At 52.7% G+C, this 23,837-nt stretch carries 22 protein-coding genes and 1 pseudogene; 9 read left to right on the top strand and 14 right to left on the bottom strand.

Going from position 1 to position 23,837, the window contains the following annotated elements; all coding sequences use genetic code 11:
• Positions 1-195: 195 nt before the first annotated feature.
• A complete protein-coding gene (locus K3T83_RS18055) occupies positions 196-906 on the bottom strand; it encodes a siderophore-interacting protein (RefSeq protein WP_220204347.1) in 711 nt (236 codons plus the stop codon).
• A 173-nt stretch (positions 907-1,079) separates the two neighbouring features.
• Positions 1,080-1,874 carry an SDR family NAD(P)-dependent oxidoreductase gene (locus tag K3T83_RS18050; protein WP_220204346.1) on the bottom strand — a complete coding sequence of 265 codons (795 nt, stop codon included), beginning with the start codon at positions 1,872-1,874 and terminating at the stop codon, positions 1,080-1,082.
• A 233-nt stretch (positions 1,875-2,107) separates the two neighbouring features.
• Between K3T83_RS18050 and K3T83_RS18045 the strand changes: the two genes are divergently transcribed.
• Together K3T83_RS18045 and K3T83_RS18040 are read left to right on the top strand one after the other, a co-directional pair.
• Positions 2,108-3,328: a glycoside hydrolase family 3 N-terminal domain-containing protein gene (locus tag K3T83_RS18045; protein ID WP_220204345.1), complete on the top strand. Its 1,221-nt coding sequence runs from the start codon at positions 2,108-2,110 to the stop codon at positions 3,326-3,328.
• Between the two features lie 235 nt (positions 3,329-3,563).
• On the top strand, positions 3,564-4,175 hold the full coding sequence (locus K3T83_RS18040) for a hypothetical protein (RefSeq protein WP_220204344.1): 612 nt from the start codon (positions 3,564-3,566) through the stop codon (positions 4,173-4,175).
• Between the two features lie 64 nt (positions 4,176-4,239).
• Here the strand turns inward: K3T83_RS18040 and K3T83_RS18035 are convergent, their stop codons facing one another.
• Positions 4,240-5,229: a LamG-like jellyroll fold domain-containing protein gene (locus K3T83_RS18035; RefSeq protein WP_220204343.1), complete on the bottom strand. Its 990-nt coding sequence runs from the start codon at positions 5,227-5,229 to the stop codon at positions 4,240-4,242.
• A 443-nt stretch (positions 5,230-5,672) separates the two neighbouring features.
• Here K3T83_RS18035 and accC point away from each other — a divergent pair, with 443 nt between their 5' ends.
• From accC to K3T83_RS18020, 3 genes are all read left to right on the top strand, one after another.
• Positions 5,673-7,022: an acetyl-CoA carboxylase biotin carboxylase subunit gene (gene accC / locus K3T83_RS18030; protein ID WP_220208255.1), complete on the top strand. Its 1,350-nt coding sequence runs from the start codon at positions 5,673-5,675 to the stop codon at positions 7,020-7,022.
• A 77-nt stretch (positions 7,023-7,099) separates the two neighbouring features.
• On the top strand, positions 7,100-8,338 hold the full coding sequence (fabF, locus tag K3T83_RS18025; protein WP_220204342.1) for a beta-ketoacyl-ACP synthase II: 1,239 nt from the start codon (positions 7,100-7,102) through the stop codon (positions 8,336-8,338).
• A gap of 4 nt (positions 8,339-8,342) precedes the next feature.
• Positions 8,343-8,807 (top strand): acetyl-CoA carboxylase biotin carboxyl carrier protein, encoded by a 465-nt coding sequence (locus tag K3T83_RS18020; protein ID WP_220204341.1) that lies wholly within the window; start codon positions 8,343-8,345, stop codon positions 8,805-8,807.
• A 160-nt stretch (positions 8,808-8,967) separates the two neighbouring features.
• On the opposite strand, the gene ilvA is transcribed toward K3T83_RS18020, so the two are convergent.
• The 5 genes from ilvA to pdxS form a co-directional block, all read right to left on the bottom strand.
• Positions 8,968-10,251, bottom strand: a complete 1,284-nt coding sequence (gene ilvA, locus K3T83_RS18015) for a threonine ammonia-lyase (protein ID WP_220204340.1) — start codon at positions 10,249-10,251, stop codon at positions 8,968-8,970.
• 385 nt (positions 10,252-10,636) lie between these two features.
• A complete protein-coding gene (locus K3T83_RS18010; RefSeq protein WP_220204339.1) occupies positions 10,637-12,550 on the bottom strand; it encodes a R3H domain-containing nucleic acid-binding protein in 1,914 nt (637 codons plus the stop codon).
• Positions 12,531-13,613 (bottom strand): hypothetical protein, encoded by a 1,083-nt coding sequence (locus tag K3T83_RS18005; protein WP_220204338.1) that lies wholly within the window; start codon positions 13,611-13,613, stop codon positions 12,531-12,533. The genes K3T83_RS18010 and K3T83_RS18005 overlap by 20 nt, the downstream gene beginning before the upstream one ends.
• Positions 13,614-13,653: 40 nt before the next feature.
• Entirely contained in the window at positions 13,654-14,265 is a 612-nt protein-coding gene (gene pdxT / locus K3T83_RS18000) for a pyridoxal 5'-phosphate synthase glutaminase subunit PdxT (RefSeq protein WP_220204337.1), read from the bottom strand.
• 25 nt (positions 14,266-14,290) lie between these two features.
• Positions 14,291-15,178, bottom strand: coding sequence for a pyridoxal 5'-phosphate synthase lyase subunit PdxS (pdxS, locus tag K3T83_RS17995; RefSeq protein ID WP_220204336.1), 888 nt, complete (start codon positions 15,176-15,178; stop codon positions 14,291-14,293).
• Between the two features lie 401 nt (positions 15,179-15,579).
• Between pdxS and K3T83_RS17990 the strand changes: the two genes are divergently transcribed.
• The gene (locus K3T83_RS17990) at positions 15,580-16,251 is read left to right on the top strand and encodes a Uma2 family endonuclease (protein ID WP_236064928.1); all 672 of its coding nucleotides are present in this window, start codon (positions 15,580-15,582) and stop codon (positions 16,249-16,251) included.
• Positions 16,252-16,293: 42 nt separating this feature from the next.
• Here K3T83_RS17990 and K3T83_RS17985 read toward each other — a convergent pair whose 3' ends face one another.
• Positions 16,294-16,704, bottom strand: a complete 411-nt coding sequence (locus K3T83_RS17985; protein WP_220204335.1) for a type II toxin-antitoxin system PemK/MazF family toxin — start codon at positions 16,702-16,704, stop codon at positions 16,294-16,296.
• Positions 16,701-17,027 carry a hypothetical protein gene (locus tag K3T83_RS17980; RefSeq protein WP_220204334.1) on the bottom strand — a complete coding sequence of 109 codons (327 nt, stop codon included), beginning with the start codon at positions 17,025-17,027 and terminating at the stop codon, positions 16,701-16,703. Before K3T83_RS17980 ends, K3T83_RS17985 begins: the two co-directional genes overlap by 4 nt.
• 376 nt (positions 17,028-17,403) lie before the next feature.
• Here K3T83_RS17980 and K3T83_RS17975 point away from each other — a divergent pair, with 376 nt between their 5' ends.
• The gene (locus K3T83_RS17975; RefSeq protein ID WP_220204333.1) at positions 17,404-18,504 is read left to right on the top strand and encodes an aminopeptidase; all 1,101 of its coding nucleotides are present in this window, start codon (positions 17,404-17,406) and stop codon (positions 18,502-18,504) included.
• 247 nt (positions 18,505-18,751) lie between these two features.
• On the top strand, positions 18,752-19,180 hold the full coding sequence (locus K3T83_RS17970) for a hypothetical protein (RefSeq protein ID WP_220204332.1): 429 nt from the start codon (positions 18,752-18,754) through the stop codon (positions 19,178-19,180).
• Positions 19,181-19,313: 133 nt separating this feature from the next.
• On the opposite strand, the gene K3T83_RS17965 is transcribed toward K3T83_RS17970, so the two are convergent.
• The 4 genes and pseudogenes from K3T83_RS17965 to K3T83_RS17950 all read right to left on the bottom strand — a co-directional run bounded on the left by K3T83_RS17965 (position 19,314) and on the right by K3T83_RS17950 (position 23,326).
• Entirely contained in the window at positions 19,314-19,532 is a 219-nt protein-coding gene (locus K3T83_RS17965; RefSeq protein WP_220204331.1) for a hypothetical protein, read from the bottom strand.
• A gap of 280 nt (positions 19,533-19,812) precedes the next feature.
• Positions 19,813-20,460, bottom strand: coding sequence for a hypothetical protein (locus K3T83_RS17960; protein ID WP_220204330.1), 648 nt, complete (start codon positions 20,458-20,460; stop codon positions 19,813-19,815).
• A 349-nt stretch (positions 20,461-20,809) separates the two neighbouring features.
• A pseudogene (locus K3T83_RS17955) lies at positions 20,810-21,805 on the bottom strand (ADP-ribosylglycohydrolase family protein); the annotation flags it as partial.
• Positions 21,806-21,901: 96 nt separating this feature from the next.
• Positions 21,902-23,326: a GAF domain-containing sensor histidine kinase gene (locus tag K3T83_RS17950; protein ID WP_220204328.1), complete on the bottom strand. Its 1,425-nt coding sequence runs from the start codon at positions 23,324-23,326 to the stop codon at positions 21,902-21,904.
• A gap of 228 nt (positions 23,327-23,554) precedes the next feature.
• On the opposite strand from K3T83_RS17950, the gene K3T83_RS17945 reads away from it, so the two are divergent.
• Complete coding sequence (locus K3T83_RS17945) at positions 23,555-23,833, top strand: Lrp/AsnC family transcriptional regulator (RefSeq protein ID WP_220204327.1); 279 nt, start codon at positions 23,555-23,557, stop codon at positions 23,831-23,833.
• Positions 23,834-23,837: the final 4 nt, after the last annotated feature.

The following is a 23,837-nucleotide window of genomic DNA, read 5'->3' as shown; positions in this document are numbered from 1 at the left end:
TGCGCTTGTCGTTGTTGGGGTCACGCTGGAACCAGGAAACAGGCAAACCATGTGGCGAGGGCGACAAGCGCAAGGCCCCCGCGTCCTCTCCGCCCCTCCCCTTGTCGCTACGGGTGGACCCAACATCCTCTCTGCCCAGAGCCATTCCCCCTTCAATTGCGAGATGCACCAATAATTGGTGCATCTCGCAAAGGGCTAGTGCAGGCCGGTTTTGCCTGGTGCCCAGAAGGGCTTGGCCTTGATCGCGGAGGCAGGCCAGCCTTTTTCCTCGATCAAATAGCGGCGTAGGGCCTGACACGTCAACGCTTCACCTCCCAGATAGGCCATTCCGGGAGTTTCGGGGAGGGTCAGAGATTGAATTGCCTCAATTAACACTGGCGATGGAGAGGCGGGAGTTTCGTTGCGGTAAACCCAGGGGAGGATGTGGGAACTGGTGAGAGGGACTTCCTCGCCGGGTCGTTCTGCCAGTAGACAGCCAAAGATCTGCGTTTGGGCGGGTAGCGCCTCCAGCATGGCCGCGATGGGAACAGCTGCCGTCGCTTCACCGGCGAAGAGATAATAGGGAGCATCGGGAACAAGTATAAACGATCCCCGAGGACCGCCAAACCGAACGGTATCTCCCACGCCGACCTTTTGCGCCCAACGACTGCCCGGTCCAAGCTCTTTGAGCAACACCCAGAGATCAAGCGTGCCTTGCTGGGCATCATGATTTCTGACCGAGTAGACTCTGAGCAGCGGCTCACCTTCTCCGATGAGAATGCCTACATGCTGACCAGGAATCCATTGCACCTCCCGTAAAGAGGGGTCAGCGATGCGAATCTGGCGCATCGAGGGGGTAATATCCACTATATCGATGATCGTTCCCGTGCGAGGTTGCGGCCTTTCTTGAGTGGAGGGTTGTTGCATTATTGAAATGATACTCCTTTACACATGACCAATAAGAGACGTATCGGCCTCAGATCGGCAAATACACTCAGTCTGAACTGCCCAATTCATTATCGATATATCTTGATATATCTGCATTATAATGAACAGGGCAGCATGTGTCAAGCAGTAGTTTCTAGTAGTATGCAGGTCTCTTACCTGGCCAGCGCACCACCATCAACCAGCAGCGTTGCACCGGTCACATACGAGGCGGAGTCGGAACTGAGCCAGAGCGCGGCTTCAGCAACTTCAGCGGGATTGGACATACGACCCAGTGGTGTTGCATGAATGAGTTGCTGCTCGATTCCTGGCTCCAAAGCGATCCAACGCGCCATCATGTCTGTCAGGGTAGAGCCAGGAGCAATCGCGTTGACACGAATATTGTGTTTTCCATATTCGCCTGCTGCGCCTTTGGTCAGGCCAATAACGCCGTGTTTGCTGGCACTATAGGGAGCAAGCCCAGGTCCGGCAACCAAGCCACCTACTGAGCTGGTATTGACAATAGCGCCGCCACCAGCTTCCAGCATTGCGATAATCTCATACTTCATCGCCAGAAAGACGCCTTTGAGGTTCACAGAAAGAACACGATCAAATTCCTCTTCAGTATACTCGATGAAGGGCTTATGCATGCCGATTCCGGCGTTATTGAAAGCTATATCGAGCCGTCCGTAGGTCTCGACGGTCTGGCGCACCAGTTCTTCGAGCGAAGCTGCGCTACTAACATCAGTGGGAACGGCAAGCGCATTGCCGCCTACACTGCGAATCTCCTCAACGATGTGGGTCATCTCTTGTTCACTGCGGGAGGCAAGAACCACGCTGGCCCCTTCGCTGGCAAAGAGGCGAGCCGCCGCTGCGCCTATCCCTCTGCTGGCACCTGTAATGATCGCTATTTTCCCCTCTAAACGACGCTGCGTGGACGATGTTTTCACGGCAAATTGTTCTGAATGCATATATGTTCTCCGTTTCTTGATCAGGTAAGATGTTCTTTCTGTAAGCAGTATGGCGCAACCCGTATAGTAGAACCAGAGTTTACGCATCGTAGGTCTGAGAGCATCTGGATGAGGCAATATAAAATGAGAATTTACCTGTCAAGCCGGTTTTGAATGATACCGGGATATGCTATACTGAGTTCGTCTGCAAGCTGATCCTGATGCTATCTTATTCGGAAAGGGGAAACGACGCGATGGGCCGAATTGCTCAAAAGCACGCTCTTGCCCTGCTGTGCTGCCTGCTTATGCTGGCTAGTTGCGCTTCCTCCTCCGCTAGCAACGGCAAGCCAACAGCCACGCCAACCGCCAGATCTATTGCGCTCACGGCTCAACCCACATCAGCAACTTTGAGCGATGCAGAGTTGGCCGCACAGATGGTGCAGCACATGAGCCTGGAGGAGAAGTTGGGGCAGATGGTCATTGTTGAGTTTTACGGCTCAACACTCGATAGTGATCTGCGACAGATGATTCAACAGAACCATGTCAGCGGCGTGTTGATCGAGAACAAAAACAACAATGCTCAGACGCGCTCGCAGCTTGTGGCGCTCGATCAGGCGATGCAAAACGCGGCGCATGTGCCATTGTTTATCTCGACCGACTACGAGGGTGGAGTGGTCAACGAATTGCGACAAATCACAGGGGAACGTCCCTCCGATGCACAGATTGGAGCGAGCAAAGATCCTCAGCAAGCCTATAAAGCTGGCTCTGGTGCGGCTGCCGACCTGCGAGGATTGGGGTTGAACGTCAACTTCATGCCGATTGTGGATGTGCTGGTCAACGCCAACAATCCGGGCCTGCCCCAGCGAACCTTCGGCTCCGATTCCAGGCTGGTAACAGATATGGGCCGCGCGTATCTCAAGGGGTTGACCGATGGTGGTGTTGTGGGTTGTCTCAAGCACTTCCCCGGCCTGGGTAGCGCCAATCTCGATCCGCATCTTGCGCTACCCCGCATGGATCGCAGCCTTGAGACGTTGAACGCAGTCGATCTCGTCCCCTATCGCACCTTGATTCACGAGGGGAATGTACCGATGGTGATGGTCACGCATATCGAAAACCCGCAGCTTGACCCAAACCTGCCAACCTCGCTCTCGCCGCGTGTCGTGACCGATCTCTTGCGCAAAAATCTCAACTTCCAGGGAGTGATCATCAGCGATACGCTCTGGATGGGCGGTATCAGCAACACCTATAATCTCTCGCAGGCGGCGGTACTGACGGTCAAAGCTGGTACTGATCTCTTGCTAGGGCCACGCGGCCTCAACGAAACGCAAACCATGTTATATGGTTTGCAACAAGCGGTCAAAACTGGCCAGATCTCGACCAGCCAGATCGATGCATCAGTGACGCGCATTCTCGAATTGAAGTTGAAATATCATATTATTGGGCATGATATAGCGCTGCAATTTGCTGGGAGCTAGGAACTTCTATCAAAGCCACTTTTTATCAGTTTTCAGTTCGCAAAGAAATAGCAAGAATCTATCTTGAACTGCTCAGGATAAGATTTCGTTTTCTCAATATTGCCCTCCTAATGGTAATTTAGAGCTACTCTGCATTGTCAATTTATTCGCTCTGCATTATCATTAAAAAGGTATATATGATTTTCTACTCTCGATCTGAATGTTCTGCTAGCCTCTTGAAGAACGGACATGTGTTATGAGCGAAATACCACCACCGACGTACAATAATCCTGAATGGCAGCTTCAGCCACAAGCTAGCTATCCAGGGCAACCCAATTCTAGCTACAATACCTATCCACCACAGGTTCCTGCATATCCTCCACAGGCCGGGATGATGCCTCAGCAACAGGTTCCCGCCTATCCTCCACAGGCCGGGATGATGCCCCAACAACCAGCGCCCTACCAGCAGCCCTATCCGGCCTATCCCGCGCCGCAGCCTGCACCACAGTATCAAGTGCCCCCCAATCCCTACGCTCAACCCGTCAATATTAGCATTAACAACGTGCAAAATGGATATGTGCCGCAGGCTGTTTTCGATCCCTACAGAGGTGCAGCAGTTACAGCCCTTACCTGTGGGATCATTGCGGTACTGATATGGATTGTTCCGTTTGTTGGTTCACTGACATCATTAATCTGTGCTATCGTTGGTATTATTAATGGCATCAAGGGCCGTCAATCTACTACCCGCGCCGGCTCTGCTGTAACCGGACTGATTCTCTCTATTATCGCACTCGTCATTATCGTTGGCGTAATAGCGTTCTTTGTCATCACTATGCTTACGGTTGCTGCTGCAAATAAGATCCATTAGCAAAAAGCAGGATACGTATGTTAACTATGCGCATCCTGCTCAATATGTATATACACTTACATGTTTACAGCTTCCAGACCCGCACGTTACTCACAGCAATATCGCAACCTGTATCGCCGTAAGCATAGATGCCAATCTGACCGCTGCTATAGGTTTTGTCCTGAACGCTGGCAACGAATTGACCGTTGACATACACGCTCATCGTATCGCCATTGGCAGCAATCGCCAGCAGGTTCGACTGATTGAGGCCGATTTTAATAGCCGCATTTTTGCCCTGATTCAATGATTTATATTGATCGTTCTGATTGGCAGCGTTGGGATTTTCGATGCCAATCCCATAATTTCCCTGTGTATCGATGTAGAACAGATAGTTTGTCGCTTTCGTCTGATCGACGCGTATAGTTAACCCCGTCTCATTGCCTTTGTTGATCGTCAGGTTCGCCTCAAAGACGAGATTGCTAATAGTCAGAGCCGGAGCTTCTGGATCGCAAATCAAGCCCCCTTTGGCCGAGGAGGTGAGATGATAGGCACCATCCTTGAAGGTACAGACCTGCTGGCTATGATTTTTGTCGTCGTTCATCGTCGCCTCATCCCATTTGTAGCCCTTGCTGTTATCCCGCATAGGATCAGAGGCCACGAGCGTTCCCCCCAGCGCTCCATATGGGTTCTGATTCTGCTGGGCCGTTGGGGTTACTCCAGCCGGGGTCGCCGTTGCTTGCGGCTTGGGCGGCGCTGGACGGCTTGAAGAGAACAGCACAAAGCCCTCGCCGACCAGGATCAACGCCAACACCACAATGCCCACGATAACGAGGGTACGCTTCTTCTGGTTACGTTGCGACGGCAATGGGGGTTGTGTATCACCAAATGGGGGAGGAGTAACGGGCGTGGAATACGATGGAGGCGGCGGTGGCGCATATTCGGTTGTTGAGCCATAGGGCGGTGTTCCAGTTTGCGCCTTATAGGGATCGTAGAGCGGCGGTGGGACGTGATAGGGATCAACGCCGTACCCGGTTGACGCTGCTTGTAGTGGGGGGGTTGAAGACGACGCAGACACAGTGGGATCGCTCTTTGACGAAGAGACCGTTGGCATATTCAGGGAGTCTGGATCTGTCCCGGGAACAGGTGCGAAAGCACCACAGAAAGGGCAGGCTCTCGCCCCTTCGGGTAGCTGGGAACCACAAGAGAGACATTTCATGATGTTATAACACCTGCCAGTAAAAATTTGACCGTGCTACAGGTAGCAGAATATTAGATGAAAACAAGTGTAGCATAAGAGCGTTACTGAATCGTTACCAACTCGACCTGTTAAATACATCAATATCATTACAGGTACAGGCGAAAAACCGCGCCTCCTAGTACAACCTCTTCTCAAGATTGGCGATTATGATATAATTGCGTAAATGACGCCCCCTCACCCAGGGTTTTTTGCTGTGAGAGGAGTAAGGTGAAGCGCGTCAAAGAGTCTCTCTTATGCGCAAAGCTTCATCCTATAATAGAATGTTTCGGAAAATCTTAATTGCTAATCGTGGTGAAATCGCGCTACGTGTCATTCGTGCCTGTCGCGAAATGGGTATACGCAGCGTTATTGCTCATTCAGAGGCCGACCGAGATTCACTCCCGGTGCGTATGGCCGATGAGCGTATTTGCATTGGGCCGGGAGCCAGCAGCAAGAGCTATTTGAACATTCCCAATATCATCAGCGCGGCTTTCATCTCCAATGCAGAAGCCATTCATCCAGGCTACGGTTTCCTTTCTGAAAACACCAGCTTCGCGGAAATCTGTAACGACGTAAAGATCACCTTTATCGGTCCCTCGGCCAGCGTGATGTCGGTCATGGGCGATAAAGTGTCCGCGCGCAAGGCAATGGCGGAAGCAGGACTGCCAATGTTGCCCGGCACGCCCGTCGTTCGCACGCTGCCTGAAGCGAAAGAGGCGGCACGGGAGATTGGCTTTCCGCTGATGCTCAAGGCCGTCGCTGGTGGCGGTGGTCGCGGTATCCGTCTGATTCAGCAGCCGGAAGAATTTGACCGCATCTTCACCATTGCTCAGAACGAAGTACGCGAAGCCTTCCGCGACGACGGAATCTATTTCGAGCGCTATCTGGCTCGCGCACGCCATATTGAAATCCAGGTGTTAGTCGATCAATATGGGCATGGAGTACACCTGGGAGAGCGCAACTGCTCATGCCAGCGCCGCAACCAGAAAGTGCTGGAGGAGTCGCCCAGCCCACATCTCTCTCCAGAGTTGCGTCAGGAGATCGGCACAAAAGCGATTCGAGCAGTGCAACAGGTCGGCTATCGCAATGCAGGAACGCTCGAATTCCTGTTAGACGAGCAGGATCGCTACTACTTCATGGAGATGAATACTCGCCTGCAAGTTGAGCATCCAGTGACGGAATTGGTAACGAGCGTCGATCTGGTGAAGGAACAAATTCGGATCGCGGCAGGTCTGCCCATGCAGTTGCAGCAGGAAGATATTCAGTTCCGAGGGCACGCCATCGAATGTCGCATAACGGCGGAAGATGCCAGCGCGGATTTCCGGCCCCAAACTGGCACTGTCGAGCGCTATCTGCCACCGGGTGGCCCTGGAGTGCGCGTTGATAGCCATCTCTTCGCAGGCTACGAAGTCCCGCCCCATTACGACTCGTTGCTCTCCAAGCTGGTTGTCTGGGCTGAAACGCGTAACGAAGCGATTGCTCGCATGCAACGAGCGCTGGATGAATATGTCATCGAAGGACTCGAAACCACCATTCCCTTCCATCAGCGCTTGCTCAGTCATGAGGGGTTCATCCGAGGCGAGACCTATACTCGCTTCCTGCAAGACGAAGCGGAGGCGCTGGGTATTTGAGATATCGAGCCATTTTCAAGCACAAACGCTGTGATTATGCATCGGAATTGATAGGATGACATACAGGAGGTGACTTTATGTCTCGCGTAGTTGTAACCGGGTTGGGACTGGTTACCTCGCTAGGTAACGACCTGGCCTCCAACTGGGAGGCAATCTGTCAGGGCAAATCGGGTATCGGCGAGATCACTGCTTACGATAGCAGTAAACATCGCGTCCACTTTGCAGGCGAGATCAAAAACTTCGATCCCTCGCTCTACATGGATCGGAAAGAGGTTCGCCGCAATGATCCCTACGAGCAGCTGGCAATCGCTACCAGCAAGCAGGCATTAGCTCATGCAAAACTTGAGATTACGCCCGACATTGCCGATGAGGTGGGCGTCTATATCGGTAGCGGCATTGGTGGTCTGGTAACGCTGCATGACCAGTTCCGCGTCCTGCATGACAAGGGGCCGGACCGCATCAGCCCTTTCTTTATTAATATGATGATTATCGATGGTGCTCCTGGTATTGTCTCGATCATGACCGGTGCCAAAGGGCCGAACTGGGCCGCCGTTTCCGCCTGCGCGACCAGCGGCAACACCATTGGAGAGGCCTGGGAAGCGATTCGACGTGGCGACGCAAAGGTAATGATTGCTGGCGGTTCGGAGAAGGCCGTGACTCCAATTGCGATGGCAGCATTCGACAATATGCACGCCCTTTCGCGCCGCAACGACGATCCACAGGGAGCCAGCCGCCCCTTCGATGCTACCCGCGACGGATTTATCATGGGCGAAGGCTCGGCAATGCTGATCCTGGAAGACCTGGAATTTGCGAAAGCACGTGGCGCAACCATCCTGGCAGAACTGGTCGGTTATGGCTGCACCAGCGATGCTCATCACGTGACCGAGCCGGCACCCGGCGGCGAGGGACTGGCAAGAGCGATGCGCCGCGCCCTCAAGAAAGCTGGTCTACAGCCCGAACAGGTCGATTACATCAATGCGCATGGTACCTCAACGCCACCGAACGATAGCACCGAGACACGGGCCATCAAAACGATCTTTGGCGAGCATGCCTATAAACTGGCAGTCAGCTCGACTAAATCTATGACCGGCCATACACTGGGAGCAGCGGGCGCGGTCGAGGCGGTCATCTCCATTCAGAGCATTCTGAACGGCATTATTCCGCCGACCATCAACCTGCATCATCCTGATCCTGAGTGCGACCTCGACTATGTGCCAAACGAAGCTCGGCATGCCACCGTCAACGTCGCTATGTCGAATGTGCTGGGCTTCGGCGGACACAATATCAGCCTGATCTTTAAACGGTACGAAGAGTAGAAGCATGGATAAAGAGAAGAACGCATCCTGGCTGGAACGGGTTGAAGAGATCATCCAGGTATTGGAGGGGAGTTCCGTTGGCGAATTGGAATTGAGCGAGGGCGACCTCGAAATCACGATTCGTCGCCAGCCCAATATGGTGCTGGTCTCCGCTCCCACCCAGTTTGTCGCTACGAGCGGAGCAAACGGAACAGCCGTTGAGAGTAGTCGCGGTGGTCGCGAAGATAAAAGCGTAGCCATCAACGCGCCCCTTACTGGCGTCTATTACTCTGCTGCCTCGCCATCTTCGCCACTGTTTGTAAACGTGGGCGAAACTGTGCAGGTGGGACAGGTGGTGGCGCTCGTCGAGGCCATGAAGGTCTTCAACGAGATTACCGCCGAAGTCTCCGGGCGTGTCACAGCCCTCGTCGCTACCAACGGCAGCGTTGTGCAAAAGGGCGAAGTGCTTCTACGCGTCGAGCCACTATAACGCCATTTGTACGGGCATGATTATTGGCATCCGGCAATAGAAACGGGGAGGGCCATCCGAATATGGCAGGGCGAGGACAAGCCATCGCCCCTGCCATATTCGGATGGCCCTGAAGATTTCGTGGATGCGCCAATAATCATGTCCCCATACCTTTTATGTTCTAATCCAGTGCCTGAGCCTCTTCCACCAGATACCCGGCTGCGCGTAATCGCTTGAGCAGTTCTTCGCATTGGGCACGGTCGCGGGTTTCCAATGTGATCGTTTCTTCGCGTTGCATAATAGGCAGACGATTGGAGAGGCGCTGGTGGCGCACGTCAAGGACGTTGATGCGCATATCAGCGATGATGGAGAGCATGCGCATCAGTTCGCCGGGGCGATCCTGCAAACGGGTGTGAATGACAAAATAGCGACCCGCAACGGCCAGACCATGCTCGATGAAGCGGCTCACCAGATTAATATCGATATTGCCCCCCGTCAGCGGCACCAGCACTTTTTTGTCTTTCAGCTTGACAGTGCCACTGAGCAGCGCCGCCAGACCAATTGCACCAGCACCCTCAACCAGCATCTTACAGCGCTCCATCAACAAGAGGACGGCATTGATCGTGTCGATATCGTCCACCACCACAACATCATCGACCAGATCTTGAATGATCGAAAAGGTCAATTTGCCTGGACTCTTGGTGGCGATACCATCGGCGATAGTCTGAATGGCGGGCAACGTGGTGAGATGGCCTGCGTCCAGGGAGGCGCGACAACTTGGGGCACCAGCAGCCTGTACACCGATGATCGTAATATCAGGTTTGAGCGCACGTGCAGCAATGGCGATGCCCGAGATGAGGCCACCGCCGCCGACAGGAACGATGATGGCGTCGGCATCGGGCAAATCGTTGAGCATCTCCAGACCAAGCGAACCCTGCCCGGCGATCACATCGGGATCGTCAAAGGCATGCACAAACGTTGCGCCCGATTTTTCCTGCAACTCGCAACAGTGCTGATATGCCTCATCGTAAGTGCTGCCGTACAGGACGACGTTCGCGCCATATTCCTGAGTCGCCATCACCTTTGCCAGAGGAGCACCTTCAGGCATCACGATAGTACAGGGAATTTTATATTGAGCGGCAGCAATCGCGACCCCCTGGGCATGGTTGCCAGCCGAAGCCGCGATCACGCCAGCGTTGAGTTGTTCTTTGGTCAGACGAGAAATCTTATAAGCGGCACCGCGTGCTTTGAAGGAGCCTCCACGTTGCATATGCTCGGCCTTCAAATAAATATCGGCTCCGGTCATATTGCGCAGCGTGCGAGAGGGAGACAGAAGCGTGTGATGCATAATAGGTTTCAGAAACTTATAAGCCTGCCAGACATCAGCAATTGTAACCGATGTACGCTCCCCATCCACCTCACGCGTAGTTTCACCAGTTGTATCATTTTCTAAGAGACGACGCATAGATAATACCGACTCCTTTCAGTCCTGCACAGGACAACAGCGCTGTCATCATGGCAGCAGACATGATCTTATGCTTCATTGCACAAATGCTATGAGAGGAATTATAGCGTAGATAGCACCCGGTGACAATGTTTCCATCGATTTGACCATCCCACATCCTTACGTAGCGACAAACCCTTGCGGTTGTCGCGGTAGATGCATGTTTTTCTCAATATTGCCTTTCGCCAGGCGCGCCGCTTGCCACCAGCCCCCACTTACCTTGAGCGAGCAGTGAGGCGTGCAGCGCCTGGCGAAAGGCACATTCTAGACAAAAAAAGCCCGGTAAGCCTCTCCCGCTAGCTTACCGGGTCGTTAATATCTATCCTACAAAGAGATCAAGCGCGGTTTAATCGCGGACGCGAAAGATCTTCACGCGGCGATTCGGCTCTTTGCCACGACTGCGCGAAAGCAGGTTGTAGCGGGTCGCCATCTGGTGCTGTAGACGACGAATGTAGGCATTGGCTGGTGGCAGTTCAGCCGTTGTCAGCCCTTTGTTCAACACCTGATGAATGGCATCCTCGGTCTCTAACATCGCCTGCTTGGTCGGATCATCAAAGGATAAACTGTCACCAGATGCTCCTTCCTGTTCCTCTTCACCTGGTAGATCAGAGGAGGGCAGATCAAAGATGCGCGCGAGGGCGTGCTGCATCTGACCGATGGTATTATTCTTGAGAATAATCATCAGCTTGCCCGCCTGCTCCGCATCTTGCAGGCGCTCAGGCTGTCGCCGATAGTAATTTTTCAGCGTGATGATTGCATCGGCCTCCTTCTGGTTCGCCACAACCAGGATCGGCACGCGCAGTTGACGAGCCGCCTCCGTCAGGCGATCACGATTGACGCCAAACGGATAGAGTCTTAGTGTTTTGAGCGCAGGAGTCGTCTCTCCCCTGGCCTCGTTCTCCTCTGGATACTCGGCTACTGCGACCTGGGGTGCTGTCAGGACCGCAGCGCGAGCTTCCACATCAATTGGAGCCGTCCCGGTAGGAGCTAACGCACGCACCGGAGCCTGAGCCTGGAACTGAGCAGGCATGGCCTGTCCGTTACGGATACGCTCGTTGCTACCGCTGCCGCGCGCACTCCTCGTGTTCACTGGCGGACTGACCTGGCGAAGCTGGTTCACGTTGCCGCCACCGCCGGAACGCGTCGAGCGATCCGCTCGATCTGGGCGTTCAAACATATTGGCAGTAAAGCCCTGGCCTGGACGAGTGCCACCGAGGCTGCCCACGCCCCAGGTTGGCACATCCATGCCACCGGAGGTAATGCGGCGAGTGTAGACCTGACCGCTCTCCTCTTCGCGCGTGCGTTCCTCGGCGACCACAAGTTGGCCCCGCAGCATGTTATCCACCGTATCAGCTACATCGCGATGGACAACCACTTCTTCCCAACTCTGTTGCTCGACCACAACATCAAACGTCGGGGGTGCTTTACGCTCAAGAATACTCTTTTGCGTATGGCGACGCCGAGCTTCTTCGTCACCGAGCGTTACGGTCTGAATGCCACCAACCAGATCGGAGAGCGTCGGATTGACCAGCAGATTGCCAAGCGAATTACCATGAGCCGTCGCGACAAGCTGCACGCCACGTTCCGCGATGGTACGCGCGGCAGCGGCCTCTAACTCGGTGCCAATCTCATCGATAACGATCACCTGCGGCATATGGTTTTCGACCGCCTCGATCATAACAGCATGTTGCTCCGCCGTACGAGCGACCTGCATACGGCGCGCGCGACCAATGCCAGGATGAGGGATGTCGCCATCACCAGCGATCTCATTTGAGGTATCGACGACCACTACGCGCTTATTGGCCTCGTCAGCGAGGACGCGAGCAATCTCGCGCAGGAGGGTTGTCTTACCCACACCAGGGCGACCAAGAATCAGGATAGATTGGCCCTGTTCCACGATATCTCGGATCAGGGCAATACTGCCAAGTACCGCTCGCCCAATACGGCAGGTCAAGCCGACGATCTTGCCTTTGCGGTTGCGCATCGCGCTGATACGATGGAGAGTCCGCTCGATACCAGCTCGATTATCGTCGCCAAATTCGCCGATACGCTCAACCACGTATTCAAGGTCGGCGTAGGTCACAGGCTGTGTACTAAGGATCACCTCCCCATCTGGGAACCGTCCCTCGGCCTGACGGCCCAGGTCCATCACGATCTCCAGCAGGTCGCTTCGGTTCTCAAGCCGATTGACCGCGTCGTGGATGCCAGGCGGAAGAGTCGCTAGCAGAGCCTCAAGATCGTCAGTGATCACATGTTGCATAGGCAGTTTTATCACCTCTTAACTTTTGGCGAGAATTGACCGTCCCCAGGCCCTTCAAGCCATAGACCGCTCGTTGTTCCAGTAGAGGGACTGTGCTTTGCCTCGTAGCAAGGAGCGCCACGTGTCGCACGAGCAGTGCCCGCGTGGAGGTCTGCTCAAATCCACTATTACGTAGAGCGGTTATAACAAAAGAGTCGTACTCGCGCACCAGGCAATAGATGCGCCGTACGTCTATCTCCAGGAGCCTTCTGATCCCGAAACGGAGGAGCGGCTCCGCCAGGTCAGCGTGCTCAGGATGAACATGTAGAAAAATGCGATGCGGGATCGAGCCATAGCCACGACAGAGGCGCAACCACGCGCCTAAACGCACGCCCACATCACAGATATAATTCTCATTGCCCCGTCCAAAAGGGGAAGTTAACGCACGTGGCGTACCAACATGGAGCTTTGTATATTCTTCGTAGTTATCATACATTTCGGCCATTTGCACGCGTTGCGGTGTAATGGCGCGATAGAGCTGGTGGAAGCCCCAGGCGTGGTGGCGACTCCAGCGCCTCAATGAGGCAGGCTCTCCTTCGGAGGCAGGAAGGGAGGTTGCCTGCGGCTCATAAATGTATGTCAACTCGCGTGCATAACGCTGAAAGCCAGAGCGCAAGAACATCTCCATTTCGGGGATGCCATCTTCCACTTTGGCAAAGATGCGGAGGATGCCATGTGTGGCCGCCATCTCCAGGGTATATTCCAGGAGAGCCGCGAGTATTTCATCGCCGGAGACATCGCGCTGTACCAGCGAGGCAAGATAAGCGAGATCCCAGGCAGTGCGCGATGGGCGCTCACACACCTGAGCGAACCCGAGAATGCGCCAGTGATCTTCGCAAATCCATGTACGCGAGGCAGGGCTGAGCGGAAGTATGTTTCTCAGGATAGGCGACGAGGGCAAATTGCTCTCGACCGGCTCCGGCCAGCACACAAAGTTGGCGAACTCGTGTTGCCTGCCGCGAGCGCGGCGGTCAATAGCGTAGATGATTCCCGGTAGATCAACGAACAATACCGGTCGTATCATCCAGTACTCCTGCGTCGTCCCAGGGGCACCGGGGATGCCCCTACCCTTTGACGCCCTGTACTATGCGGAGAAAGTATTGGTGGAAACGTGGGTCTCCCGATACCTCCGGGTGAAATGCAGTGCCAAGCAAGGTTCCTTCACGGACAGCGACGATTGTACCATCATCGAGCGTCGCCAGTACCTCCACTCCCGGTCCAACCGACTCAACAGCTGGCCCTCGAATGAAGAATGTATGGAACGGCGCTTCTCCTAGTGCCGGCACCGACAGATCAGTCTCAAAACTTTCCCGCTGACTGCCAAATGCGTTGCGACGGACGCGAATGTTCATAGAGGCCAGCAAAGGCTGACCAAGCAGAGCATTATCCGTCTCTTTTGCCAATAAGATTAAGCCCGCACACGTTCCCCAGATGGGAACGCCTTCCTGAATTTTTCTTTGTAATACTTCCTGCAAGTTGTAGATGACCATCAACTTGCCAATAGTAGTACTTTCGCCTCCAGGTATAATTATACCATCAATTTCTTCTAGATGCTCAGGAAGTCGAACCGCTTTTCCCTCAGCACCCAGCCCTTCCAACATTTTGATGTGTGCGGCAAAATCACCCTGTAATGCTAATACGCCGATACGCATAGCAGGGTTGCGTCTTTCGCTCATAACCAGTTACCCGTTCACTCCCAACTTACCAGCCGCGCCGTGCCATTAATTCGTCCTGTGGCAGCGTATCCAGATTGATGCCAACCATCGGCTCACCCAGGTTGCGCGAGACTTCGGCTACAATCTGGGCATCCTGATAGTGCGTGGTTGCTCGGACAATGGCTTTGGCTCTCTTCAAAGGATCGCCAGATTTGAAAATTCCTGAACCAACAAAGATGCCCTCAGCACCCAGGCGCATCATCAAAGCCGCGTCAGCTGGCGTCGCCACACCACCGGCTGAGAAGTTGACCACCGGCAATTTCCCGGTTCGCGCCACTTCCACAACCAGATCATAAGGGGCACCAAGATTCTTGGCCTCGGTCATCAACTCTTCTTCGGGCAGCCCTTGCAGGCGACGAATGCCACCCATGATGGTGCGCATATGGCGAACGGCCTCCACGATATTGCCCGTTCCGGCCTCGCCTTTAGTGCGCAGCATGGCGGCACCTTCACCAACGCGGCGTAGCGCCTCGCCAAGATCGCGAGCACCACAGACGAATGGCACCGAGAAGAGATGTTTATTGACGTGGAAGCTCTCGTCAGCTGGCGTCAACACTTCAGATTCGTCGATGCAATCAATGCCAATGGCCTGCAAGATTTCGGCCTCTACAAAATGACCAATGCGACACTTCGCCATGACCGGAATTGTCACGGCTTCTTTAATTTGCACAATCAATTCGGGGTCACTCATACGAGCAACGCCACCATGAGCGCGGATATCGGCTGGCACACGCTCCAGTGCCATCACAGCCGAGGCTCCGGCCTCTTCAGCAATTTTCGCTTGATCGGGTGTGACGACATCACAAATAACCCCGCCTTTGAGCATCTCTGGAAAACTGCGTTTAACCTGTACTGTACCTGTCTGCTTTTGCATGAATATGTATCTCCTGGCGTGTGTAGAATTGGTAGAAGCTGATAGAATGATTCTACCACACGTCGTTGAAGCGAAGCTACAGCCAATTGCGTTGGCTGGGATCAGCCATACACATTGGCTGTTTTCTGGTTATAGTAATAGGGATGAGGTTGTAAACTCCGTATCTATAGAAGAAAACAAGCAGACAGTACCAGCTTATTCCATCACCAGATAGACGCACCAACATAGCCATTTTTGCGTATTTGCGCTTCACCAACATAGATATATCGCAATATACGTATTTTTAGGTATTTACATTATATAAAAAGTATGTTGTAATAATATGAGCTTCTAAGTGTGGTTTATGGTATAATCAATGGGATAGGGTTTGCTTATCCCTCATCAATATGGAGGAAAGAACTATGGATATGTGGAGCGGCACGGATTATAGAGCATCCATCTACACACACAAGAAAGGTCGAGCCACCATGCCAGGTACGCCCAAACTGCCAGAAGGGATCACTCCTGCCGATCATGTCCCCGGACCGCGCCAGGGCGAATGGACCTACAGCCACTATGCAGCACTCCCCGATGATGGATGTCGTCATGAAATTATAGATGGAGTTTTGTATGTCGCCCCACCGATTCGCACGGTGTCTCATCAACAAATCGCTGCTTGTATAGGATACTATTTCTACTCATTTGTAACGTTAAAAGGCAGAGGAAACGTTATAGCTGGTCCCATCGATGTTGAGTTCGCACCTCGTACAGTAGTACAACCTGATTTGTTGGTATTACTGGGAGGAGTGAACAATGAATTTTTATTATCATCACATGTTACAGGCCCACCTGATCTCGTTGTTGAGATTTTGGAGCCACATACGGTGGAGCATGATCGAGGCAGGAAATATAATGCGTATGCGCGGGGAGGAGTGCGTGAATACTGGATTGTTGATCCGCTGGCACGGAGCGTCGAAATCTATGCCCTGGAAGCTGGCATCTACCACCGACTCGGTATCTTCCGAGGAGAGGATTTCTTGCCTTCCTGGGTAATAAAAGACTTTACGGTCAGAGTAGACCAGTTCTTCATCTGACCGTTTGTCGAGATACAGTTTTGTGAGCCGCACAAAAAAGGTTTAGATGAGCAGGTTCAGGCTCAGTTTGAGCGCCAGATCGACGCGATGCATTTCTTCGCTGCTGATCGAGCCACGCTTCCGCAATAGGCGTGATTTCTCGATCGTCATCAGTTGCTCGCACTTGACATCGGTGTAATCGGTCAACCCATTTTCTGGGGTAGGAGCGATACGCACGTGCAAAGGCAACTCGCGCTCGGTGCGGCTCATAGAGGCAACGATAGTCAAGGGATACGATTCAGAAGAGTTGCCCCGATCATTCTGAATAATTAATGCTGGGCGAGTGCCTTGTTGTTCAGCACCACGACCCGGCGACCAATTTACATCCCAGATTTCGCCACGACGTGGACCTGGAAATCTATGGACCTCATACTGTCTGGGGCTGGGCAGGGTTTGCCTGGCCTCATCACTCATGCAACCATACCTTCACGCCCGGCATCAAAAAAGAACTGAGCGTCTTCTAAAGTTTCTGGGATAGAACCGAGATAAGCGTAGGCTTCGTCGAGGGAGTGGTTGAGAGAGGAGATCGCGCGTTCGCGTTTTTGAATGATTGCTAAGCGTAACTGTTCATAATTGTCCTGCTGCATGAGTTCCATAATGGTCTCCACTACGTCTCCTAGCGAGGAGTCTAATTCAACAGCCAGAGCTTTTAGCTCCTTGTGTTGGGACGAGGGTATCTGTATCGATTTGCGGACGAGGTTTTCATGACGATAAAAGTCTGTATGTGCAACAGCCATGAAGATGCCTCCTGGTTAAATCACAACGCCATCTTTTTTTTATTGTACTTGGCTCGTCTGCAAAAGTCAATAAATCATCCCGCTCAATCCTTAGAAAAATAAGAAATTCCTAATTTCCATTTTTGTTTTCCTGACATAAAAAACGAGGCCAGAAGTAGCCCTGGTAATTCGTAGTGGAGCAATGTATTGCGTTAGTGGAACCGCTTCACAGGCCGTCCCAACGCGAACATCGCTCCTCTACGAAGTGGGAGATCATCCTCCAAAGGGGCCATTTCTGTGAGATTTATTAGCTCTAGTGTCATACTACTTAGTAAGAATGAGCATAGGAATCTTAGATAGGATTTGTTTCCTGGCCTGGCAGTAGAAAGGACTATACATGGTGGACCCACGACATCAAAAGCTGGCAAAGGTGCTGGTACATTATTCTCTCAAGCTTCAACCTGGCGATAAACTGGCGATTAAAAGCAAAGACATTGCGGCCCCCCTCGTTCGTGAGGTCTACCGCGAGGCGATCCGGGCTGGTGCTTACGTCACGACGTTTATCGGTCTCGAAGGTCTGCAAGAGATCGAATTGCAGGAGAGCAACGATGAGCAACTGGAATACGTCTCCGACTTCAATGTCTTTGTCACAGACTACTTTGACGCGACCCTGACGATCTGGGCAGAAGAGAACACGCGCGCGATGAGTACGATTGATCCAAAACGCATTGCGAAAAAGCGCAAAGCTCAGGCTACCCTGACAAAACGCTCGCTGGAGCGCATGGCAAACGGCACGGAGCGCTGGTGTGGCACGCTCTATCCCACACAGGCCCACGCGCAGGATGCCCGCATGCCGTTGAGTGCATACGAGGATTTCGTCTATGGAGCTGGCTTGCTCGATCTTGAAGATCCCATCGCAGCCTGGCGCAAAATCCATGCAGAGCAGCAGCGAATCGCGGATTTCCTGGCCCAGCATGACGAGATTCATATCGTGACGCCCAATACAGATATTACCTATCGTGTTGGTGGTCGCAAATGGATTAATTGCGCTGGAACCGAGAACTTCCCCGATGGTGAGGTCTTCAGTGGTCCCATCGAGGACTCGGTAAACGGTACTGTGCGCTTCAGCTATCCCGCTATTTACGATGGCAACGAGGTGGAAGACGTGTACCTGACCTTTGAGCATGGCAAAGTGGTAGAGAGTAGCGCGAGTCGTGGCCTGGATTTTCTCAATGCGATGCTTGATACAGATGCAGGGTCGCGCACGCTGGGCGAGGTCGCCTTTGGCCTGAACTATTCCATCCAGCAGTTCAGCGGCGATACGCTTTTTGACGAGAAGATAGGCGGCACTATGCATATGGCACTGGGGGCATCGCTCCCCGAATCGGGTGGCGTTAACGAGTCAGGGCTACACTGGGATATGGTCTGTGATCTGCGCCAGGGTAAGGTATATGCCGATGGGCAGCTTTGCTATGAGGATGGAAAGTTTATCATCTAACTGTATGATTTTCACCAAATAAACCGGTAATCCCCCAATTGTCGTAAGCACTCTATTTATCGAGCAACTACGACAATTGGGGGATTATTAAATGTTAAGAAGCGGTGAAGCAAGAGAAATTGCTGTGAAACAATTTGTTGTTGCCTTACGTGTTATCTGGTACAAGGGAGTGCAACAACCCAGATAAATCACGCCTGAGATCACAACGCCAACATTACGCCCATAAAAATTAAGGAGGTGTCGTCGCATGACAGAGCAATCTGTCAATAAAGAACAACCATTTGACAAGCAGCGAAAGGATCGACGTTCGCCAGAAGAAGTGGTGAACGATCCAGAGATCCAGCGACAATATAACGAACTGGATAACCCCAATCCTGATTCTGACGATGACCAGTACGGCGACCTGAATGATCCTGATCTAGATCTTTATGGCAATCTGAAAGATTTGGAGATGGGACCGGTTGAGGGCTCTGATCCAGCTGCCGAGGATCAATATGGCAGCCAGAATCCCATAGGCTCAGAGAACGAGCCAGATACGCCGGGCGGTCAAGGGATCTACGATGTCAAAGATCAATATGGCACCGTGCATGATATCGTGCCCCCGGGCAGCGATAAGGATCAATATGGCACCAGGGGTAGTCAGGATCAGTACGGCAACCAACAGGACATTCAATAAAAACGGATATGGGAGGGGCGATGGCTTGTCCTCGTCTGGTTCCCTTGAAAAAAACGGGTATGGCAAGGGGAAAGACGAGCCGTTGCCATACCTAAACATCCAAATATTAACAACCTACAAATAAAAAATACATCTATAATAACGCCAGTTGTCCTTCACGCAGGCGGGCATAGACGACAAGTGGTCCCTCAAGAGGAATCTTCACCCACTCTTTCAGAGAAAGTGTGAATGGCAAATTTGCATGTCTGGAAGCGATCTCGTCACTTCTTGCCTTGTTCACGCGAGAAGGGGTCTCTACAGCCTGCACAGTCGGGACATAGATAAAGAAGTCGGTACTACATTCAAGGGTCATGCTCTTTTTCCTGTCCTTTCTCAATTGTCGGTGCGTTCGTTGTATCATCCCTCCACTCGTACAACATTAACCGAATCAAACAAATCGATGAACCGTGCGCTTCCTTGAGCATCAAATCCACGTCAGAGAGGATTACGTAGTAATAGACGTTATTTGTCGGTGAAATGTTGCAGCCAAAAATACAATCAGGCGACCCCATTGTCATTAGATAAACGCCGGGACACCTGATTTTTCACTGACCAAAAAGTTTATTTTTAGTTGGACCTGCTGCTTGGTTCCGCTAACTGCCAGCTTCATCCCAGGGGAGGGCAGGCCAGCGATTCTCCTGAGCAAAGCCAAAGCCGCCCTCGATGACAGTTCCCTGAAACCCTGGGGGCACCTCTTTAAAACGATCCGCCAGCTCGCGCGGGAAAATTGCCAGATCGAAAATCCAGGGATCGCCTACATTTTCCGCAATAGCTCGCCAGGACTGATTCTCCTGCCATTCGTCGGTAAAGTAGATACCAACTTCGCGGAACGACTCGGCCAGTTCGCGCATGATATACCAGATAGCTCCACCTACGCCAGAGCGATAGACCGGGGCCGCGTGACGACGTATCTTTGCGACATCGAACAACAGATTGAAGGCGATCCACAAGGGAGGATCTTCCAGACTGGGAGCGCCGGATTGAGTGTAGAACGAGATGGAGAGTCCAGCACACTCGATAGGATCAGCATCATCGACGGGATGCAGGCTAAACGGCGAGGCATAGATATCACCAAATCCCTCCTCCTCCGAAGCCGGCCATTCGACCTGTGAAAGCCACGCGATCACCTGTGCATCGGTACAACCAAGTTGTTCCAGCACGGTGCGATACAGTTGTAACAACGTCTGCAAATTGCGCGCTGTGTAGGTCGCATAGGTTTGTATCTGAGCATATTCTGGCATATATCGTATATCCTTTGAGGGAAATTGCAGCCATCTTCTTTACAAAACAAGCATGTTCCCTTTATTCTACAAGAAACACGCTCCCTTTGCCACATCACAATCTCTGCGGTTCCCATGCCAGCGCAAGCGTTGTAAGGCCAGGGCTTTCCAATTCTCCCATCTAGCAGGAGTGCAGAGGGCGGCAGCCCTTTGCCGGGGTGCGGGGTGTCCCCGCAAAAACCTTTTTTCTTCTCTTTTGCGCGCCGCCGCAGGCGGCGCGCGAAGGAGGGAAGGAAACTGGGGACGCCCCAGGCCCCGGCAGGGAGACCCCTGCACCCCTTTGAGCGGAGAACTGGAAAGCCCTGGTTGTAAGGCGATCACGATACTCGATGCGCTCGATCCAATCGCCGGGCCAGGCAGCCAGACCGTGATAGGCACCAACGAACGCACCGGTCAGACAGGCTATTGAATCGGAATCGCCCGAACTGACGGCGGCGCGACGAATGGCAGCTTGCGGATCGTCGGGATAGAGCAGGAAACAGAGCAGGCCGGTCGCAAAGGCTTCCTCAGCTATCCAGCCCGCGCCGGTTGCCAGACAGGGATCGCTCTCCCGATCCCTCTTTTGCAGAGCCACATCGAGGCGATCCAGTACGGCAAGGCACTCATCCCAACCATAAGCGATAAACCCTTCAGGAGAGGCAGCTACATGCGAACGCTGCCACAATGGACCCAGCCAATCGGCATGATAGATGGTGCTCTGACGGAGGGCATAAGAGCGCAGGCGTTGCGGCAGATCAGCGGGATCACCACCATTGAGCAGATCGACGATGGTGGCAACGGTCAGGTCAGAGGCAGCCAGACCAGTTGGGTGTCCATGCGTCAGGGCGGCCTGAAACTGAGCGATAGCAGCGCGCGTCTGCTCCGTAACGCCATCATTGCCAGCCGGGAGCAGCGCCACCGGTGCCACGCGCATATTCGCGCCGCAGCCCTTCGAGTTGATATTGGTCGCCTCATGCCAGGGCATGCCACGCTCCAGTTGCCGACATGCGTTCATGCAGGTAATACCAGGCGCACGATTATTCTCCGGGCTGCGATACCAGTCGAGAAATGTCTGTCGCAAAGGGGCTTCCAGCGTAGAGGAAGTATAGGGACGCTCCGCCTGAAGCAGCGCTTCACCAACGGCGAGAGCCATCTGTGTATCATCGGTCACGCGAGCGGGATTGCCCCGCGGCTCCAGAGGGCCGCGTGGGGGATAGGTGCGCAGAATCTCCTGCACCGTCAAAAACTCGGTATCGGCCCCCAGAGCATCACCAAAGGCGAGTCCAAAGAGGGAACCGGAGACGCGACGCGCGCTCGGCTGTTGCATGCTACCGTTACTCCTTGCAGCTTTTTTGTATAGTATAGTTCCAAATTTGCAAACTTACACTGTATCAGTATGTTTGTGCAAGGATGACTTTTTAGCTTATTTCTCAAGAATTGCTTCAATCGGCAAAGTCAACCAGAACGTCGTTCCCTCCTCAGGGTTACTCTGGACACCTACATGACCATGATATTGCTCAATGAGCATCTTGCATAAATAGAAGCCTGTTCCCAGGTTCACATCCACTTCGTGCTGGATTGCATGACTTTTCCCCTGAGAGAAACGCTGCCAGAGGAACTTTTGTTCTTCTGGTACGAGACCCAGCCCTCCATCCTTTACCAGGATCAGGGCCACAGTATCTGCCACCACTAACTGGACCGTCACTGGCAGTTCGATGGGTGAATGACTCAAGACATTAATCAGGTAGTTAGTGAGTACCTGGATGATCTGTTGACCATCAACACGGACAAGGACTGCCTGTATTGTCTGTGGAATTGTCAACGCTATTGTGCGCAGAGGAGCGCTTCGCTGCATTCTGGTTAGCATAGCTTGCAACAGCGTGAGCAGATTTTCCTCCTTCATCTGTATATCTAAAGGTCTGGTCTGCATAGAGAGGGTATCGATCATCTCATGAATGACATCTTGCTGAAGATGAGCGCTTTCAATGGCAGAGGCTAAAGGAGTCTCAATCCGCTCAATGGACTTGTTCACTTCTTCCGCTTGCTCTCTGATCTGCCGCTTTAACCTGGCTAACCGCTGCTGCGCAAGTTGGAGATTGCCAATGATCCCGGTGAGAGGAGTTTTTAGCTCATGACTGGCAAGGGTCAGGAAACTATTGCTCAGATGACCCACTTCTTGCTGTACACGTGCTCCGGTTGCAGACTCAATTCGCTCACGCATGATGCTGAGGCATTCCACAAGTAGTTCGATCTCTAGCACAAGGATTTTGGCGAACTCCGTTTCCTCAGAGGTGTACCCACCAGAAGAACCCGCTTTGAAGATGGTAAGTATCCCGGCAAACTGCTTCTCCAGAAATAGGGGTAGCACGAGAAGGTTCTCGAAGCCAAACTCTGAAGCAAATCGTGTGCGGTGGCGCAGATCTTCAGAAGTAAGAAACACCTCCTGCTGCACAGAGAGACGAGCAAGCGCCTGCTCGTCAAAAAACATTGAAGTAACTAATTCATTTGACGACCTGAATACCTGTTCTTGTTCAGCAGTAAAGCCGCTGCCTGCGACATAGGACAACCGCCCTGTAGATCCCACAGCGAGAAGAATCACACGACTACTATCAAGCATCTGACGGATTAGATCTACTAGCGGCTGAGCCACAAAAGAAGCCAGGGATGAGAGGGGAAAGGGCTCTTCAGGCATTGCCTGGGCATCATATTCAGGAAGGGATGCGATTGCCGTATTGAGAGCCATGACCGCCTCGTGAACCTGTTGCAAGTGGAGTCCTTGCTCATAGAGGTGCGCGAACTCCCGTTTGATCTGTTCACTCCTGGCACTATCTTGCAAACGCTCTTCCATCTTACGCCTCCTTTCCATATGTGAAAGCCACTAGCAAATATTCAGGAGACATTGTACGCCGTGGTGTGAACCGCGTGCAATCTCGTCAATCGGGAACGTTCTATTTTCACCTTTCCTATTTATGACCTTCTATAAGGATAGGAAGATGCCCTCTGATATGCGATAATTGGTGATATGTGTTGTCATATGCCAATAGGATAAGATTGTAGAGAGCGAAGGAGCAATATCATGGTAACTGCAATCGTACTTATTAATGCACAACGTGGACAGGTAAACGAGACTGCTCAACGGCTGTTGGAGATAGAGGGCGTAGCGGATGTGTACTCTGTGACCGGCGAATACGATCTGGTGGCGGTGCTGCGCTTCCAGAATTATGAAGAGCTTGCCGATGTCGTCACCCGCCATATGCAACAACTGCCAGCTATTACCAAAACACATACCCTGATGGCTTTTAAATGTTATTCACGTGACGATTTACAACAGGCCTGGGATATTGGGATAGAGTAACTGC

The sequence above is a fragment of the Reticulibacter mediterranei genome (genome assembly GCF_016587455.1).
The sequence above is the reverse complement of the archived record's forward strand: the minus strand, read 5'-3'. Positions and strand labels throughout refer to the sequence as shown.

What these genes read in the sequence shown, in the direction of transcription:
- ilvA (WP_220204340.1), bottom strand. Translation starts at nt 10,251, where the DNA reads ATGCGTCGTCTCTTAGAAAATGATACAACTGGTGAAACTACGCGTGAG.
- K3T83_RS17980 (WP_220204334.1), bottom strand. Translation starts at nt 17,027, where the DNA reads ATGGCTGTTGCACATACAGACTTTTATCGTCATGAAAACCTCGTCCGC.
- K3T83_RS18005 (WP_220204338.1), bottom strand. Translation starts at nt 13,613, where the DNA reads ATGATACGACCGGTATTGTTCGTTGATCTACCGGGAATCATCTACGCT.
- pdxT (WP_220204337.1), bottom strand. Translation starts at nt 14,265, where the DNA reads ATGAGCGAAAGACGCAACCCTGCTATGCGTATCGGCGTATTAGCATTA.
- K3T83_RS17945 (WP_220204327.1), top strand. Translation starts at nt 23,555, where the DNA reads ATGGTAACTGCAATCGTACTTATTAATGCACAACGTGGACAGGTAAAC.
- K3T83_RS17950 (WP_220204328.1), bottom strand. Translation starts at nt 23,326, where the DNA reads ATGGAAGAGCGTTTGCAAGATAGTGCCAGGAGTGAACAGATCAAACGG.
- K3T83_RS18050 (WP_220204346.1), bottom strand. Translation starts at nt 1,874, where the DNA reads ATGCATTCAGAACAATTTGCCGTGAAAACATCGTCCACGCAGCGTCGT.
- K3T83_RS17970 (WP_220204332.1), top strand. Translation starts at nt 18,752, where the DNA reads ATGACAGAGCAATCTGTCAATAAAGAACAACCATTTGACAAGCAGCGA.
- K3T83_RS18045 (WP_220204345.1), top strand. Translation starts at nt 2,108, where the DNA reads ATGGGCCGAATTGCTCAAAAGCACGCTCTTGCCCTGCTGTGCTGCCTG.
- K3T83_RS17975 (WP_220204333.1), top strand. Translation starts at nt 17,404, where the DNA reads ATGGTGGACCCACGACATCAAAAGCTGGCAAAGGTGCTGGTACATTAT.
- pdxS (WP_220204336.1), bottom strand. Translation starts at nt 15,178, where the DNA reads ATGCAAAAGCAGACAGGTACAGTACAGGTTAAACGCAGTTTTCCAGAG.
- K3T83_RS17985 (WP_220204335.1), bottom strand. Translation starts at nt 16,704, where the DNA reads ATGAGTGATGAGGCCAGGCAAACCCTGCCCAGCCCCAGACAGTATGAG.
- K3T83_RS17960 (WP_220204330.1), bottom strand. Translation starts at nt 20,460, where the DNA reads ATGCCAGAATATGCTCAGATACAAACCTATGCGACCTACACAGCGCGC.
- fabF (WP_220204342.1), top strand. Translation starts at nt 7,100, where the DNA reads ATGTCTCGCGTAGTTGTAACCGGGTTGGGACTGGTTACCTCGCTAGGT.
- accC (WP_220208255.1), top strand. Translation starts at nt 5,673, where the DNA reads ATGTTTCGGAAAATCTTAATTGCTAATCGTGGTGAAATCGCGCTACGT.
- K3T83_RS17990 (WP_236064928.1), top strand. Translation starts at nt 15,580, where the DNA reads ATGGATATGTGGAGCGGCACGGATTATAGAGCATCCATCTACACACAC.
- K3T83_RS18020 (WP_220204341.1), top strand. Translation starts at nt 8,343, where the DNA reads ATGGATAAAGAGAAGAACGCATCCTGGCTGGAACGGGTTGAAGAGATC.
- K3T83_RS17965 (WP_220204331.1), bottom strand. Translation starts at nt 19,532, where the DNA reads ATGACCCTTGAATGTAGTACCGACTTCTTTATCTATGTCCCGACTGTG.
- K3T83_RS18055 (WP_220204347.1), bottom strand. Translation starts at nt 906, where the DNA reads ATGCAACAACCCTCCACTCAAGAAAGGCCGCAACCTCGCACGGGAACG.
- K3T83_RS18040 (WP_220204344.1), top strand. Translation starts at nt 3,564, where the DNA reads ATGAGCGAAATACCACCACCGACGTACAATAATCCTGAATGGCAGCTT.
- K3T83_RS18010 (WP_220204339.1), bottom strand. Translation starts at nt 12,550, where the DNA reads ATGCAACATGTGATCACTGACGATCTTGAGGCTCTGCTAGCGACTCTT.